This is a genomic window from Nocardia sp. NPDC003693 (assembly GCF_053981095.1).
This window is the reverse complement of the sequence record NZ_JBSFNO010000001.1, coordinates 623,287-637,935: the sequence shown is the minus strand read 5'-3', so window position 1 is coordinate 637,935 and position 14,649 is coordinate 623,287. Positions and strand designations below refer to the sequence as shown.

The window sequence follows — 14,649 nt, the reverse complement described above, 5'->3', positions numbered from 1 at the left end:
GCCCTTCGGCCACCGTTCATACCGGGCCCGGGAAGCCTCCAGACCGACCCAGCAACGCCGGCACCGGAGCACCCAGCACCGTCCCGAGCCACCGCCCGGTCTCGGCGACCTCGTCCATCCCCACCCCGGTGCGATACCCCATCCGATGCAGCCCGTAGAGCAGATCCTCGGTCGCGATATTGCCGGTCGCGGCCGGCGCGAAGGGACACCCGCCGATACCGCCCGTACTCGCGTCCAGCACCCGCGCGCCTGCCCCGACAGCCGCGAAGGCGTTGGCGTACCCGGTATTGCGCGTGTTGTGGAAATGGCACCGCACCACAGCGTCGGGCGCCAGCGCGGCGGTGGCGGCCACCAGCGTCTGCACCCGGTCGGGCGTGCCGACGCCGATCGTGTCGGCCAGCGCGATCTCCTGCGGCCCGGCCTCGGCTACCCGGCGCACCAGATCCAGCACGGTCGCCTCGGGCACCTCGCCCTCGAACGGGCAACCGAAAGCCGCGGCGATGGTGACGGTCCGGAGCAGGCCCGACTCCGCGGCCCGCCGCGCCAGGCCGTGCCAGCGCCGCACCCCCTCGGCCGTCGAACAGCCCTGATTGCGGCGGCTGAACGTATCGGTCGCCACCACCACGACATTGATCTCGTGCACGCCCGCCGCGAGAGCGCGATCGAGGCCGCGCTCGTTGAAGACCAGTCCGATATAGGAGACATCGGCCGGTCGCGGCACCCCGGCCATGACCGCCTCGGCGTCGGCCATCTGCGGCACCGCCTTCGGATTCACGAAGCTCACGGCCTCGATCCGGCGCAGGCCCGCCGCGATGGAACGCTCGATCAACTCGATCTTGCGCTGTGTGGGAACGATCTCCGGTTCGTTCTGCAGGCCGTCGCGTGGGGCCACCTCGAGCACCGTGATGTCCACGGGCACACCTTCTCTCACCTTGCCGCGCCGTTTCTCTCAGGGATACAGTGTATCCACTTTCACCCTACCGTTCTCGGGCGCCCGGCGCGCGAGCATCGGGCGCACAACGAAACGGAGTGGCCGCATGACAGCCGAAGCAACCCCCGGGGTCGGCGCGCTGGCCGATCTGCGCGTGGTCGAGATGGGCCAGCTGCTGGCCGGTCCCTTCTGCGCACAACTGCTCGGCGACTTCGGCGCGGAGGTGATCAAACTCGAATCCCCCGGCACCGGAGATCCCATGCGGCAGTGGGGACGTGAGCAGTCGAACGGCGCCTCGCTGTGGTGGCCGGTGGTGGCGCGCAACAAGAAGTCGGTCACCTGCAACCTGCGCGACCCCGAAGGTCAGCGGCTCGCGCGCGAACTCATCGCCCAGGCCGACATCGTGATCGAGAACTTCCGCCCCGGCACCATGGAGCGCTGGGGCCTGGGTTACGACCGGCTGCGCGAGGGCAATCCCGAACTGATCATGGTCCGGGTCACCGGCTACGGCCAGACCGGCCCCTACGCCCCGCGCGCCGGATACGGCTCCATCGGCGAGGCCATGGGCGGAATCCGGTACACCACCGGCGATTCCGGCCATCGCCCCGCGCGCACCGGCATCTCGATCGGCGATTCGCTCGCCGCCGTCTTCGCCACCATCGGCACCCTCGCCGCCGTGCACCACCGGGAGAAGACCGGGCAGGGACAGGTGGTCGACTCCGCCATCTACGAGGCCGTGCTGGCCATGATGGAATCACTGCTGCCCGAATACGCGCTCACCGGATATCAGCGCGAGCGCACCGGTTCGGTGCTGCCGAATGTCGCGCCCAGCAACGTGTATCCCACCGCCGACGGGGAGATGGTGCTCATCGCCGCCAATCAGGACACCGTGTTCGCCCGGCTGAGCGAGCTCATGAACCGCCCCGAGCTGGCCGTGGACGAGCGCTACAGCAGCCACACCGCACGCGGGGCGCGCATGACCGAACTCGATGATCTGATCAGCGCCTGGACCGCCGGACACGACGCCGAGCCGCTGCTGGCGAAGCTGCACGAGGGCGGGGTCCCCGCGGGCCGGATCTATACCGCGCGCGACATGTTCGCCGATCCGCACTTCGCCGCGCGCGAGGCGATCGTGCGGGTCGCCCATCCCGAACTGGGCGAACTGCCCATGCAGAACGTGTTTCCCAAACTCAGCGCGACCCCGGGCCGAGTCCGGCACGCCGGTCCCGCACTCGGTGAGCACAACGCCGCGGTCTACGGCGAACTACTGGGTCTGGACGCCGACCAATTGGCCAAGCTCGCCGAAACCGGCGTCATCTGAGGGGATTTCGCATGTCCGATCTACACGAGGACGCCCGCCGGGCCGGTTACGGCACCCCACTGGGCGCCGGGGTGCGCCCGGCGGTCCTGGTCATCGACGTCTGCGCGGCCTATCTCGACGACACCTCGCCGCTGCGTGCCCCGGTGCAGGACGCGGTGCGCGCGGCCGCGCTGGTCGTGGACTACGCGCGCGCGGGTGGGTATCCGGTGGTGTTCACCCGGGTCAGCTACCGCCCCGGAACGAGCGAGGGCGGCCTGTTCCGGCAGAAGGTGCCGACCCTGGCCGTCTTCGAGGAGGGCAACCCGCTGGGCGACTTCCTCGCCGAACCCGCACCGCGCGAAGGTGATTCGGTCATCGTCAAGCAGTACCCGAGTGCCTTCTTCGGCACGCCGCTGGCCGCGAACCTCACCGCCGCGGGCATCGACACCCTGATCATCACCGGGCTCACCACCAGCGGGTGCGTGCGCGCCACCGCGGTGGACGCGCTCCAGCACGGTTTCCGGCCGCAGGTGGTGGCCGACGCCTGCGGTGATCGGGACCCGCGGCTGCACGAGGCGAACCTGTTCGACCTCGGGGCAAAGTACGCAGACGTCATCGACGTGAAGCAGGCCCGGGAACTGCTGCTGTGAACCGCGCCGGCCGGCACCGCCGTAGTCGGGCGGCGCCGGCCGGGTGGAAACCGCGTAGGTCTCAGGGCATTTCGACGCGCACCGCGGCATCGGTGCGCCGTCCACTGTCGTAGACGAACGCCCGGGCCGCCGGATCGCCCAGCTGCGCCAGGAACCACTGCGCCGTCCAGCGCGCGGCCGCCGCGACGGTCTGCTCGCGCGGGGCGGTGCCGGGGTGGGCGTCGGGCGCCGCCCCGGGCGGGTTGTCCTCATCGGCCAGCCCGAAGTGATTGGCGCCCAGCAGATTCACGAAAGCGGTGGTCGGGGCGCCGGTGAGTTTCGTGAAACTCTCGTGCGCTTCGGCGGGTTCACTCACCGAGTCCTCGGTGCCGTTGATGTAGAGCACCGGAATCCCGTGCACCGCGACCACATCGACGACCGGTCCGATGGTCGTGTTGGTGCCGTGCCCGACGATGGCCTTGAGCTGCGGCGGATGCCGATAGGACACCCCGAAGCAGAAGGGCATCTGGCAGCGGTCCGCGGCCGCGTACAGCGCCGCCGCCCCGCCGTAGGAGTGCCCGGCCACGACCAGGGTCTCCGGGTCGACGACGCCCCCGACCCGCGATCCCGGGTCCGCGGCGCGCTCGCGCGCCCAGCCCACCACATCGGTGATCGACTGCTCGCTGGGCAGGCTGTACCCGGGCATCGGATAGCGCTCGGGAATCACCACCACGAAGCCGTAATCGGCTACGGCGGAAGCGAATCGGGAGTAGTACTCGCGGCGCATGTTCGCGCCGGGCAGCATCAGCGCCACCGGCAGGCGACGGCCGGCGTTCGCCGGATACCAGACCGTGGCCGCGTCGAGCCCGACGCGGGTTTCCTCCCGGGTGACACCCGGATCGGCATGGACCGGCGCGGCGGTGAGAAAGAGCAGGGACAGGGCGGACGCCAGCAGGGTGCGCATGGGATCCCGTTTCGTTTGTGGAAACAGTGTTTCGATGTGAGACTGTCGGGAGCGTACTCCGAAACAGCGTTTCGCAGAAGAGAACAGGGAGCTCGAATGGGACCGCACCCCTACGGCTGGTTGATCCTGCTGCACCTGGTGTTGTTCGTGTTCTGGCTGGGTGGAGACCTGGGCGTCTTCTACTCCAGCCGGTTCGTGATCGATCCGAAACTCGATGCGGCGGCCCGGGTCACGGCGCTGAACATCATGAGCGGGCTGGATCTGGCCCCCAAGATCTGCCTGGTGCTGTTCCTGCCGAGCGGGGTGACCCTCATGGCCACCGCGCCGCACGGTGCGGAGCTGTTCGGGGTCGCCCTGTTTCCCGGCTGGTCGGTGGCCGCGATCTGGGTGTTCAGCGCGATTTGGCTGGCACTCACCGTGATCGCACATCGCACCCACGGCCGCATCGCCACGGTGTATCGCGCCGATCTCGTCATCCGCGGGCTCGTCATCGCGGGCATCGGCGGTGCGGGCGGATACGCCCTGCTCGCGGCCGAACCGTTCGGGGTGACCACCAACCCGAAGTGGCTCGGCGCCAAGATACTGCTCTACACCGCCGCGATCGCGGCCGGCCTCGGCATCCGAATCACGCTGCGCCCCTTCGGCGCAGCGTTCGGCGAACTACTCACCACGGGGTCCAGTGACCGGATCGAGCGGACCCTGCGCCGCAGCGTGGACGGCTGCCTGCCCTACGTGTGGACGATCTGGGGCAGCGTCCTGGCGGCCGCCGCGCTCGGGGTGTTCAAGCCCGGCGCGCAGTTGTGAGGAGAACTAGCCGGTGTAGCCGAGTTGCGCCGAGAGCGCGGCCGCGGCTTTCTGTAACTGCGGCACCAACTCCGGGATACGCGGCTCGAATCGGGCCAGCGGTCCGCACACGCTGATCGCGCCGATGACGCCGCCGTCGTGGTCGAGGATCGGCGCCGCCACCGAGGCCGCGCCGATTTGCCGCTCCCCCAGCGAGATCGAGTAGCCCTGCTTGCGCACCGAGGCGAGTTCGGCGCGCAGTTTGCGCGGGGTGGTGATGGTCGATTCGGTGAACGGGGTCAACTCGTGACGTTCGAGGTACTCGTCGATCTCTTCCTTGCGCAGCGCCGCCAGGATCGCCTTCGAGGAACTGCCGGCGTGCAGCGGATACGGCACGCCCAGCACCACCTCCATGCGCAATTCCTGTTCCGGCACAACCTGATCCACGTACATGCGGGTGTCGCCGCGGCGAATCGAGAGGGTCGCGGTCTCCCCGGTCGCGGCGGCCAGCCTGCGCAGTTCCGGCGCGGCCATGACGCGCAGGTCGGTGCGGGCGAGGTACGCGCGCCCCAGCGCGATGGCGGCGTGCCCGAGGGCGTAGCGCCGGGTGGTCGGCTCGAGCGCGATGAGTTCGCGGTTGCGCAGCGCGGTGAGGATGCGATGCACCGCGGCCTTGGTCAGCCCCAGCTCGTTGGCGATCTCGGTGACGCCGAGATCGGCCCGCCCGCTACGCCCGAACAGCAACAACACGTCCATGGCTCGCTCGACCGCGGCGATGGAGCGACTCTGGTTCTCGGCCTCGTTGTCCGACACGGCTCCAGCTTAGGGCACGGGATTTCCCAATGGGAAACGACCCGCTCGGTCCGGTCGCGCACGGGATTTCCGGTTCGTTCACTTGCACCACGTCACCACGGGCGTTACGTTGTGCGTAACAGCGTTTCCACTATCGAAACGGAGGAGACGTGGACTCGACAGACCTCCGCCCGGTCCTCGCCCAGTGGGCGACCGGAGTCGCCGTCGTCACCACCCTGCACGGCGACGGCGCCCGGCACGGCATGACCGCCAGTTCCTTCACCAGTGTGGCCCTGGATCCCCCGCTCGTCTCGGTATGCCTGGCCTCGAACGGCACCACCTGCCGATTGATCGGCGACAGCGGTGTTTTCGCGATCAACGTGCTCGGCCACGACCACGGGGCCATCGGCCGCCGCTTCGCCGGACCGGCCACCGGAGGGGACCGATTCGCGGTGGGCCGCTGGCGTTCGGCGTGCACGGGCGCCCCGGTCCTCGCCGACGCCGTGGCCTGGGTCGACTGCGAGGTCGCCGCCCGCCATCCCGCCGGTGACCACACCATCGTGCTGGGCCTGGTCCGCGATGCCGCAGTCCCCCGCCCCGCTCCCCCGCTCATCTATCACGACCGCACCTACTACGAGGGGATTGCCCGATGATCGGCGAACGACTCGTCGAAGACATGACCGCCGCGGAACTCGAACGCGCGCATCGTGTCGAATCGATTCTGCCCGCCCTGCGCGCCGCTGCGGCCGAGGCCGACCGCACCGCCACCTTCCCGCCCGCCCACGTCGTGCTACTGCGCGACGCGGGCTTGCTCGGACTGGTGGTGCCGGAGAAATTCGGCGGCCTCGGCGGCACGCTGCGCGATCTCGCCGCGGCGACCTTTGCCATGGGCACCGCGTGCCCGTCGACGGCGCTGGCCTACTTCTTCCACAACACCAGCGCCTCGCGCGGCCTGCTCCCCCTGGAAGCCATCGACGCCGGGCTCTTCGCCGACGACGAGGTCCCGGTGGTGCGCGCGTTCGCCGAGAAGGTCCTGCGCCGGATGGCGGACGGAGTCTGGCTGGCCAACTTCGCCTCGGAATCGGTCAAGACGGCCAAGGCCAACATCACCATCGCCACCACCGCCCGCAAGGTGCCCGGCGGCTGGATTCTCAACGGGGAGAAGTCTTTCGGCTGCGCGACCGGCGTCGCCGACTACTACCTGACCTCGGCCAAGCTGGAAGGCTACGACACGGCCGAGGGCCTGGCGACCTTCTTCGTCCCCCGCGACGCCGCCGGGGTGAGCGTGCGCGCACCCTGGGACGGACTCGGCATGCGCGCCACCGCCAACAACGGCATCCGGCTCGAGAACGTGCACATCGCCGACGACGAGGCGCTGGCGATACCGGGCGCGTTCACCAAGATGCTCACCATGAGCCGGGGCAGTTTCGTCGGCAATCAGCTCGCCATCGCCGCGGTCTACGCGGGCTGCGCGCAGCAGGTGTACGACGACACCCTGGCCGCGACGACCCGCAAGACGTTCGCCGACACCGGCGAACCGATCGCCTCCTCCCCCGTGCACCAGGTGCTGATCGGCGAGATGACCAAGAATCTGCGCACCGCCTACCTGTGGCTGCGCTATCAGCTCGCCATCGAGACCGCCGAGACGCCGATCAAACCCAAGCAGGAGGTCTTCACCCAGTGGCGGCTGGGCAAGGGGGCGGTCACCGAAGCCTGTTTCCAGGTCGCGATCGGCGCGCTCAAGGCCGGCGGCACCTCCGCGGCCTCCATGGACGGGTCCGCCGGGCGGGCGCTGCGCGACCTGGCGATGGGATTGGTGATGACCTTTCCGGCCGAGCGCGGCATGCTCGAGGTCGCTCGCATCGTCACCGACGCCACAGCCAACGAGTTGTTCACCACCGCACCGCAGACGGCACAGCAATCCGCTCCGCAGGTGACGCGATGACGGGGGTGGAGCTACCCGACGTCCGCGAACTCGTCGACGGCGAATGGGGCACGCCCACAGTGGATCTCGGTGTGGCGCTGGAGGATCCCGCCACCGGCGCGCAGGTGTCCCGGGCGGTCGCGACCGCGCCGGACCGAATCGAGCGAGCGCTGTCCGTCGCGGCGCGAGCAACGGGTTCCATCGGTCCCGACACCCTCGAAGCCATCGCGGACGGCCTCGACGCCCGACTGGGCCGGATCAGCGAACTGGACTCGTACGCCACGGGTGTGCCCATCACGCAGGTCGCTCCGCTAGGCGTGATCGTGTCCGGATCCTTCCGGCTGGCCGCGGCGCAGCTGCGGTCGGGTGCGCTGCGCGCGGATATCGATGGCGTTCAGGTGCATCGACTGCCATTGGGGCCCGCGCTGTGCCTGACCCCGTGGAACGCGCCTGCCCCGATGGCCGCCCACAAGGTCGCCAACGCCCTGGCGGCGGGCTGTCCCGTCATCCTCAAGGTCAGTGAACTCGCGCCGTACAGTTCGGTGGTGCTGGCCGAGGTGATCGCCGAGCACGTGCCGCCCGGCATGTTCCAGCTCGTGCACGGCGGCGCGGAGACCGGCGCGCAGCTGGCCGGGGACGCGCGGATCAAGGCGGTGTCGTTCACCGGCGGATTGGCCGGGGGCCGGGCCGTGGCGATCGCCTCGGCGCCGCTGCTGCGCCCGTGTCAGCTCGAACTCGGCGGCAACAATCCGCTGCTGGTCCTGCCCGACGCCGACACCGACATCGCGGCCCGGATGGCGGCGGAGCTGCTCACCACGCTCAACGGCCAGTGGTGCCGCGCCCTGGGCAGGCTCATCCTGCCCGCCGGTCGAGCACCGGAACTACTCGACGCGATAGGGAAACGCCTGTCCGACTTACGCATCGGCGCTCCGCTGGATCCCGCGACCGAATTCGGGCCGCTGGTGCACTCGCGGCATCTGGCGGCGGTGCGCGCGGCGGTGTCCGGCCGGGAGGCCCGGTCGTTCGGTTCGGTACCCGAGGGAGGCAACTACTTCGCGCCCACCCTGCTCGCGGACGATCTGCTGGAGGAGGTGTTCGGACCGGTCGCGGGCGTGCGCACCTATGACTCGGTGGACGAGGCCGTCGCGCACGCCAACGCGCTGCCCTACGGACTCGAGGGATATGTCTGTGGTGGCGACGAGGACGCGGCCGTGGCTGTGGCGCAGCGGATTCGGGCCGGAGAGGTGAAGGTCAACGGCTCGTCGATCATGAGTCTGCATCTCATGACGCCGCGCCCGGCGTGGGGTATCTCCGGTCTCGGTGAAGAAGGCACCGCCGAGACGCTGCGCCTGTTCACCGGCGCACGGGTCGTCGGCGTCGAGGGCCGCTTCGCCCTGCACACCTCATGAGCGTCGTGGTCGTGGGCGCCGGACCGGTCGGGCTCACCGCGGCCCTGACCCTGGCCCGGCGCGGGATCGAGGTAACGGTCCTGGAGGCCGGCACGGAGCTGGCCGCCGAATCCCGGGCGTCGACCTTCCATCCACCCACGCTCGAGATGCTCGACGCGCTGGGCGTGCTGAAGCCCCTGCTGGACAAGGGAATCGTGGCGTCCACGTTCCAGTACCGCGAACGGAACGGCGGCGAACTCGCCACCCTCGACCTCGGTCTACTGGCCGCGGACACCCCGTATCCGTTCCGCGTGCAATGCGAACAGAGCAGACTCACGCCGATCCTGCTCGACGCGCTCGAAAGGCTCGGCGGGCGGGTGCGATTCGACCACGCCGTGGAGGGACTGTTCCGCGGTGACGAACGAGTCATCCTGCACACCGCACGCGGACCCGTGCACGCGGACTGGGTCATCGGCGCGGACGGCGCGCATTCAGCGGTCCGGCACGGCCTGGGCGCCCGATTCGAGGGCAGCACCTACCCCGAACGGTTCCTGGTCGCCTCGGTCGAGGAGGACCTCACCGCCGCGCTGCCCGGCATCGCCCCGATCAACTACGTGTTCGACCCCGTCGAATGGCTGGTCCTGCTGCGCACCCCGCAGCACTGGCGGGTGCTGCTGCCGACCGCGGCGGACAGCGCGGACGAGGCCGAATTGTCGCGGCTGCCAAGCCGTTTGACCGAGGTCGCCGATCTGGGACGGCCCTGGCGACTGCTGCACGCCTCCCTGTACCGCGTGCACCAGCGGGTGACCGATCACTTCCGGGTCGGCCGGGTGCTGCTCATGGGCGACGCGGCGCATGTCAACAATCCGCTCGGCGGCCTGGGCATGAACAGCGGCATCCACGACGCGGTACGGCTGGGCGACGCGCTGGCCGATGTGCTGCACGGTGGGCCCGAGTCCGGCCTCGATGTCGCGGCCGAGCATCGGCGGCGGGTCGCGGTCGACCACGTGCAGCGGTCCAGTCACGCCAATTGGCAACGACTGCGCGGTGCGAGCGACGACTTCCGCACGCACGTGCGGGAACTAGCCGCCGATCCGGTGGCCACCCGCGCGTATCTGCGTCGCGCCTGCCTGCTCGATTCGCTAGAGGCCGAACGATGAGCCCGCGCGTCATCCGGGAGAACCCGGCCCGGCCCGCCGAAATCGTCGGCTCGGTCCCGGTCTGCCCGCCCGCGGCCGTGGATCTCGTAGTGGCCCAGGCACATCGGGACTTCCTCGAATGGTCCCGGGTTCCACTGCCCGACCGGCTGGCCGCGCTCGGTGCGGCCGCCGACGCGCTCGAGGCCCGCGCGGGCGAACTGGCCACGCTGCTGGCGCGCGAGAGCGGCAAACCGATTGTGGACTGCCGGGGCGAAATCGGCTTCGCGGCACTGTATCTGCGCTGGGTCCGCGACAACGCGCCCGCCGTGCTGGCGGGCTCGGTCGTGCGGGATGGGCTGGGTCGTCTCACCACCACTCCCGCGCCGTTCGGCGTCGTCGCCGCCATCACCCCGTGGAACGCGCCCATCATCCTGGCCGTGCTCAAACTCGGCCCGGCCCTGGCCGCCGGAAACACCGTGGTGCTCAAGCCTTCCCCCTTCGCGCCGCTCGCGATCACGGCGGTCGCCGCGCTGCTACCCGGCATCCAGGTGATTCACGGCGGCCCCGACACCGTCACCGCGCTCGTGGCCCACCCGCTCGTGGCCAAGGTCGCCTTCACCGGTGGCGAGGCCGCCGGGCGCAGCATCGCCGCCGCCGCAGGGGCCGCGCTCACCCCGGTCACCCTCGAGCTCGGCGGCAACGACCCCGCGCTGTTCCTGCACGACTTCGCGCTCACCCCCGACGATTACGAACGCCTCGTGCTGGCGTCGTTCGCCACGGCGGGCCAGGTGTGCATGGCTGCCAAGCGCCTCTACGTGCCCCGCGCACGCCGCGACGAGTTCCTCGACTCGTATCTGGCTGCCGCCCGGCGCATCCTGGTCGTCGGCGACCCCCTGGACGAACGAGTCACCATGGGCCCGCTGGTGAATCGCGCGGCAGTCGAACGCCTCACGGACCTGATCGCCGACAGCCGCCGCCGCGGCGGCCGGATGATTCCGCTGGCCGTAGCCCCCGAGGCCGGCCCCGGCTACTTCCTGACCCCCGCTCTCGCGCTGGACCTGCCGGACGACGCCGCCCTGGTCACTGGCGAACAGTTCGGCCCCCTGGTCCCCCTGCTCACCTACGACTCCGAGGACGAGGCGGTCCTGCGCGCCAACGATTCCGACCTCGGCCTGGCCGCCTCGGTCTGGTCCGCCGACGAGGACCGAGCTTTCGAGGTGGCGGCCGACCTCCAGGCGGGCTTCACCTTCGTCAACACCCACAACCGCACCGGCATGTCCCTGCGCGCCCCCTTCGGCGGCACGAAACGCAGCGGCTTCGGCCGCGAGTACGCCCACGAGGGCCTGCGCGAATACGTCCAGCCCACCGTGATCCACGCCCCCGCGGCCTTCCGCCCCGGCGGCCCCGGCATGCCCGCCCGCGCCTACCCGACCCAGCGCGTGTAGGTCACCGCCGGCTTTCCCGCTCGACCGCCACCCGCTGTGGCCGGGTCGGATTCGTTGCCGCAGGGCATTCGAGGTTGGTGGACGTGCGCCCCCGGCTCAGTTCCCCGGCGGTGCCAGAGACGGGAAGCGGTGCCGGATGTTGCGGATCTGGCGCTGGATCTGCCGGAGTTCGGTGTCGAGCGCTGGATCCACAGCCGCGGTATGTAGTTGAGCGCGACGCTGAAGCAGCACGCGTGCGTGTCGTTCGAGATCGGCCAGGAAGATCCTGGCTTGGGCCTGGTCGGGGTCTTCTTCGTGCACCCGCGTCCCCTCATCATGGGGCTCCCCGTTCGATCACGACCACCGTGTACCGGGCAACCACCTGTAAATCCGACTCGGGCAGTATGCGCCGATAGATTCGGCGCCACCGCGCGGGCCGGGCGATGACTTCGGATTCGCCCGCGAGCGTGGTCTCGCGGTGATGCGCTATCACGTGTCGACCAACGGTCAGGGTGCGATACCCAATGCCCAGGCCGCGGCGGCGGGATCCTTCACCGACACCGTGATCCGTCGACCACTGGTTGATCGCAGCCGCAACGCGGGGCCCTCGTTCGGGGTGAGCATCCATCCGCGTTTCGGCGTCCAGAACAGGCCGCTCGACTCCCAGCCCGTCAGATGGACGCTCTCGAGCTCGGCGATGTCCGGGCGGGCGATGACCACACGGGGGACGCCGAGAATCCCCAGGTTCACGCTCACCCCGGCAGAGCCCGTACTCACGCGCTGACTCGACTGCACCATCGTGATCGCGACAGCGAGCACCCACAGCACGGTACCCAACACGCCGAACCAGGTTCCGGGTATCAGGAGAGCGGCGAGAATTGATACGAGCGCGGAGACGATGGTCATCCACAAGGTCGGCCAGTTGGTGACCCGGCAGGTGTAAACCGTGGCGGCGGGCACTACATCAACTCCTCGATCAAGCCGAGCACCTCGGCCCTGCTGTATCCGTTCGCCCGGGCCGTCTCGATCAAGTGGCGGGCAGCCTGCTCCACCGGCGCCGTCCTCGGAGCGGCCGCGGTCACACGGACCCCGCGCCCTCGCCGGAAATCCACGACTCCCTCGGCTCGGAGCCGCCGGTAGGCCGCGAGCACGGTGTTGCGGTCCACCGAGAGCGCGAGCGCCAATTCGGCTGCGGGTGGCAGCATTTCGTTGATCGCCAACTCTCCACTGGCCACCGCGCGCCGGACGCATGCCGCGATCTGCTCGTGAAGCGGCAGCCTGGAGGTTTGATCGATGTACCACAGCATGGTGCCAATGAAAGTAGCACCATTACCGCGGCTGCGTCGTGGAGGAAGGTTACGAGATATACCTATTCACAAGAACTTTCAACCACGCCCGCGGCCATCTCGCAGAGTTTCGATCGCGGTCCGGCACTGAAGACCGTTGGAGAGCGTTTCGTCGCCAGCAAGTCGGTGGGAGCGAACACCACGGTGGGGCAGCTGATTCGGATGTCCGTCAAAGGTGTGAGGTCCCCGTCGGTCAGTCCAGATCCGAGCGGTCAGCGGCATGTCCGTGTGTCCGACTAGATTCCGGACCATGATCATCGAGGAGGAACAGCGCGCCGCGCTGGTGGGAATCGTCGAACTGCTTGCACCCGAAGCGGATTCGGCGCGTGCACGATTGGAACAGCTACTCGCGGACGCCGAAGGCGAAGACTACTTCACCCCCGAAGAGGTCCTCGTCGACTCCCTCCACGGATTCGACGAGGACGGTGAGCCGTTCCGCAGCGCCCTGATCTACTGCGACTGGAAGTCGTACCCGGATGAAATCCGCGACTGGCTGCGCGAACTTCCCACCTATCCGCCCGGGTTGACCTGGGATTGGTGGGACTGGAGCAATGTCCGGGAGTGGGATTCGAGCGATCTCCAGGACTTCTTGTGGCCCTTGGCCGATCGGTGTCTGGAACTCGGAGTTTCCCTGATCGGGATCTATGTCGATGGCGATGGCTACACTCTCGGATTCCTGAACAGCGACAAGGTCGAGCGGTTCCTGGAACTCGCCACACGGGCAGAGGCACAGGTGCATGTACATCGGTCGGGTTCACCGATGCCGTGACTCACCCGGGATCGACAGCGATCGGCCGCACTATCAGCTCACCTGTCCCCCGGCGTGAACGCCATGTGATGGGCAGATCAGTGCGCTCGGCCGGCCGTGGCCTGACCGGTGCGAACGGCCTTGTAAACGGCATGTCAGTACGTTTGGTTACGGTCGGAGTGTCGTTGCGGCATCGCACCGCATCGCAGTGGGCGGGAGAGCGGGATACGTTGAGCGGCAGTATCAATCACTACAAGACGGTGATTGCGCATGAACTCGGTCCGTTGTTGGCCGAGCAAGGCTTCGTGTTGTCCCCTCACCTCGATGGTGGTGACCTGCCGGAGTTCGAAGACGAAAGTATCTGGTTCGCCAGGTCGTCTCCCGTTCCCGGGCTGACCATCGCAGTCGACTGTCTGTTCTCACCCATCAAATCTTGGGTGGGCATGTCAGCGTATGCGAGCTTGATCTCGATCGAAGTTGGTGAGGTGGTCCGTGGGCTTGCGGAATCGGCGTGGCTGACTGACAACTATCCGGACTTCGGTGGTTCCGGCCGCGGTCTGCTCGAGTTGACGATCTTCGCAGACCACATCAGAGCTGGCTGGCACGGCCCAGCGGACCTCGGCGACCAGGACAACGGTCTCGGCGATGAGACGGATGTCCCGAAGGCGGCGCAATGGGTGATGAGCTGCCTGCACGGCCCCGTCGGTGAATGGCTCTCGCACCGCGACAGCCTTCCCAAGCTCATCCACCTGGCCAAACAGATCCAACCTTCGATAATGGTCGGCTATCGACCGAGCCCAAACGCCTACCTTTTGCGGATGATCGTGATCCACTGCGTACTGCACGAACATGCCGCAGAGGCGGCGGACCTGATGGCTTGGTATCTGCGCGGCGACCTGTTCGACAGGTTCGACTCGCTCGAGCGGGCAACAGCCTTCGACATCGCGCTACGCGAACGGTTCCCTGAATATGCCACCAGCCGAGCGGAATCAACCTGACGCACTGTTCAAGTCCGCTAACTGGCCGCCCACATCGACAAGTCGACCGGTCCCCGTATTGCGGGAAATCGTAAGATGCTGTGTTCGCTGCGTTTCATCTCGGTCGAGATGGGACCCACCATGGACTGGCTGACGGTCCGCACCACTGATATTGACCCGATGGTGTACCGCCGACCTTCGTGATCGACGCGTTCGCTGACATGGCCGATCGGATCAAGGCCGAGCGGGCCTGAGTGGCGAGCAGCGGCACGAGGGTTGGCAGGAGAGGTTCCGTGGCGTCGGA

General features: G+C 68.7%; 16 protein-coding genes. 10 read left to right on the top strand and 6 right to left on the bottom strand.

Annotated elements, in window-relative coordinates:
• Positions 1–16: 16 nt before the first annotated feature.
• Positions 17–913 (bottom strand): hydroxymethylglutaryl-CoA lyase, encoded by an 897-nt coding sequence (locus tag ACWDOP_RS03340; protein WP_456343711.1) that lies wholly within the window; start codon positions 911–913, stop codon positions 17–19.
• A gap of 124 nt (positions 914–1,037) precedes the next feature.
• On the opposite strand from ACWDOP_RS03340, the gene ACWDOP_RS03335 reads away from it, so the two are divergent.
• Together ACWDOP_RS03335 and ACWDOP_RS03330 are read left to right on the top strand one after the other, a co-directional pair.
• Positions 1,038–2,252 carry a CaiB/BaiF CoA transferase family protein gene (locus tag ACWDOP_RS03335; protein WP_456343710.1) on the top strand — a complete coding sequence of 405 codons (1,215 nt, stop codon included), beginning with the start codon at positions 1,038–1,040 and terminating at the stop codon, positions 2,250–2,252.
• A gap of 11 nt (positions 2,253–2,263) precedes the next feature.
• Positions 2,264–2,881: an isochorismatase family protein gene (locus ACWDOP_RS03330; RefSeq protein WP_456343709.1), complete on the top strand. Its 618-nt coding sequence runs from the start codon at positions 2,264–2,266 to the stop codon at positions 2,879–2,881.
• Between the two features lie 61 nt (positions 2,882–2,942).
• Here the strand turns inward: ACWDOP_RS03330 and ACWDOP_RS03325 are convergent, their stop codons facing one another.
• Entirely contained in the window at positions 2,943–3,824 is an 882-nt protein-coding gene (locus ACWDOP_RS03325; RefSeq protein ID WP_456343708.1) for a poly(ethylene terephthalate) hydrolase family protein, read from the bottom strand.
• Positions 3,825–3,920: 96 nt separating this feature from the next.
• Between ACWDOP_RS03325 and ACWDOP_RS03320 the strand changes: the two genes are divergently transcribed.
• A complete protein-coding gene (locus ACWDOP_RS03320) occupies positions 3,921–4,628 on the top strand; it encodes a hypothetical protein (RefSeq protein WP_456343707.1) in 708 nt (235 codons plus the stop codon).
• 6 nt (positions 4,629–4,634) lie between these two features.
• Here ACWDOP_RS03320 and ACWDOP_RS03315 read toward each other — a convergent pair whose 3' ends face one another.
• The gene (locus ACWDOP_RS03315; RefSeq protein ID WP_454207010.1) at positions 4,635–5,420 is read right to left on the bottom strand and encodes an IclR family transcriptional regulator; all 786 of its coding nucleotides are present in this window, start codon (positions 5,418–5,420) and stop codon (positions 4,635–4,637) included.
• Between the two features lie 149 nt (positions 5,421–5,569).
• Between ACWDOP_RS03315 and ACWDOP_RS03310 the strand changes: the two genes are divergently transcribed.
• Genes ACWDOP_RS03310 through ACWDOP_RS03290 form a run of 5 tightly spaced genes read left to right on the top strand, consistent with a single transcriptional unit; the run spans position 5,570 to position 11,295 of the window.
• A complete protein-coding gene (locus ACWDOP_RS03310) occupies positions 5,570–6,052 on the top strand; it encodes a flavin reductase family protein (RefSeq protein ID WP_456343706.1) in 483 nt (160 codons plus the stop codon).
• The gene (locus tag ACWDOP_RS03305; RefSeq protein WP_456343705.1) at positions 6,049–7,344 is read left to right on the top strand and encodes an acyl-CoA dehydrogenase family protein; all 1,296 of its coding nucleotides are present in this window, start codon (positions 6,049–6,051) and stop codon (positions 7,342–7,344) included. Before ACWDOP_RS03310 ends, ACWDOP_RS03305 begins: the two co-directional genes overlap by 4 nt.
• Complete coding sequence (locus ACWDOP_RS03300) at positions 7,341–8,732, top strand: aldehyde dehydrogenase family protein (protein WP_456343704.1); 1,392 nt, start codon at positions 7,341–7,343, stop codon at positions 8,730–8,732. Before ACWDOP_RS03305 ends, ACWDOP_RS03300 begins: the two co-directional genes overlap by 4 nt.
• Positions 8,729–9,871: an FAD-dependent oxidoreductase gene (locus tag ACWDOP_RS03295; protein ID WP_456343703.1), complete on the top strand. Its 1,143-nt coding sequence runs from the start codon at positions 8,729–8,731 to the stop codon at positions 9,869–9,871. The genes ACWDOP_RS03300 and ACWDOP_RS03295 overlap by 4 nt, the downstream gene beginning before the upstream one ends.
• The gene (locus ACWDOP_RS03290) at positions 9,868–11,295 is read left to right on the top strand and encodes an aldehyde dehydrogenase family protein (RefSeq protein ID WP_456343702.1); all 1,428 of its coding nucleotides are present in this window, start codon (positions 9,868–9,870) and stop codon (positions 11,293–11,295) included. Before ACWDOP_RS03295 ends, ACWDOP_RS03290 begins: the two co-directional genes overlap by 4 nt.
• Before the next feature lie 96 nt (positions 11,296–11,391).
• Here ACWDOP_RS03290 and ACWDOP_RS03285 read toward each other — a convergent pair whose 3' ends face one another.
• From ACWDOP_RS03285 to ACWDOP_RS03275, 3 genes are all read right to left on the bottom strand, one after another.
• On the bottom strand, positions 11,392–11,595 hold the full coding sequence (locus ACWDOP_RS03285; protein WP_456343701.1) for a hypothetical protein: 204 nt from the start codon (positions 11,593–11,595) through the stop codon (positions 11,392–11,394).
• Between the two features lie 186 nt (positions 11,596–11,781).
• Positions 11,782–12,234, bottom strand: coding sequence for a hypothetical protein (locus ACWDOP_RS03280; protein WP_456343700.1), 453 nt, complete (start codon positions 12,232–12,234; stop codon positions 11,782–11,784).
• Positions 12,234–12,581 (bottom strand): GntR family transcriptional regulator, encoded by a 348-nt coding sequence (locus ACWDOP_RS03275; RefSeq protein WP_456343699.1) that lies wholly within the window; start codon positions 12,579–12,581, stop codon positions 12,234–12,236. The genes ACWDOP_RS03280 and ACWDOP_RS03275 overlap by 1 nt, the downstream gene beginning before the upstream one ends.
• Positions 12,582–12,870: 289 nt before the next feature.
• Here ACWDOP_RS03275 and ACWDOP_RS03270 point away from each other — a divergent pair, with 289 nt between their 5' ends.
• Both ACWDOP_RS03270 and ACWDOP_RS03265 read left to right on the top strand, forming a co-directional pair.
• Positions 12,871–13,389 (top strand): DUF6630 family protein, encoded by a 519-nt coding sequence (locus ACWDOP_RS03270; RefSeq protein WP_456343698.1) that lies wholly within the window; start codon positions 12,871–12,873, stop codon positions 13,387–13,389.
• 68 nt (positions 13,390–13,457) lie between these two features.
• On the top strand, positions 13,458–14,366 hold the full coding sequence (locus ACWDOP_RS03265; protein WP_456343697.1) for a hypothetical protein: 909 nt from the start codon (positions 13,458–13,460) through the stop codon (positions 14,364–14,366).
• The last annotated feature ends 283 nt before the right edge of the window (positions 14,367–14,649 follow it).

Coding starts and splice junctions, on each gene's coding strand:
- ACWDOP_RS03335 (WP_456343710.1), top strand. CDS start 1,038: ATGACAGCCGAAGCAACCCCCGGGGTCGGCGCGCTGGCCGATCTGCGC.
- ACWDOP_RS03330 (WP_456343709.1), top strand. CDS start 2,264: ATGTCCGATCTACACGAGGACGCCCGCCGGGCCGGTTACGGCACCCCA.
- ACWDOP_RS03325 (WP_456343708.1), bottom strand. CDS start 3,824: ATGCGCACCCTGCTGGCGTCCGCCCTGTCCCTGCTCTTTCTCACCGCC.
- ACWDOP_RS03320 (WP_456343707.1), top strand. CDS start 3,921: ATGGGACCGCACCCCTACGGCTGGTTGATCCTGCTGCACCTGGTGTTG.
- ACWDOP_RS03305 (WP_456343705.1), top strand. CDS start 6,049: ATGATCGGCGAACGACTCGTCGAAGACATGACCGCCGCGGAACTCGAA.
- ACWDOP_RS03300 (WP_456343704.1), top strand. CDS start 7,341: ATGACGGGGGTGGAGCTACCCGACGTCCGCGAACTCGTCGACGGCGAA.
- ACWDOP_RS03295 (WP_456343703.1), top strand. CDS start 8,729: ATGAGCGTCGTGGTCGTGGGCGCCGGACCGGTCGGGCTCACCGCGGCC.
- ACWDOP_RS03290 (WP_456343702.1), top strand. CDS start 9,868: ATGAGCCCGCGCGTCATCCGGGAGAACCCGGCCCGGCCCGCCGAAATC.
- ACWDOP_RS03275 (WP_456343699.1), bottom strand. CDS start 12,581: ATGCTGTGGTACATCGATCAAACCTCCAGGCTGCCGCTTCACGAGCAG.
- ACWDOP_RS03270 (WP_456343698.1), top strand. CDS start 12,871: ATGATCATCGAGGAGGAACAGCGCGCCGCGCTGGTGGGAATCGTCGAA.
- ACWDOP_RS03265 (WP_456343697.1), top strand. CDS start 13,458: ATGGGCAGATCAGTGCGCTCGGCCGGCCGTGGCCTGACCGGTGCGAAC.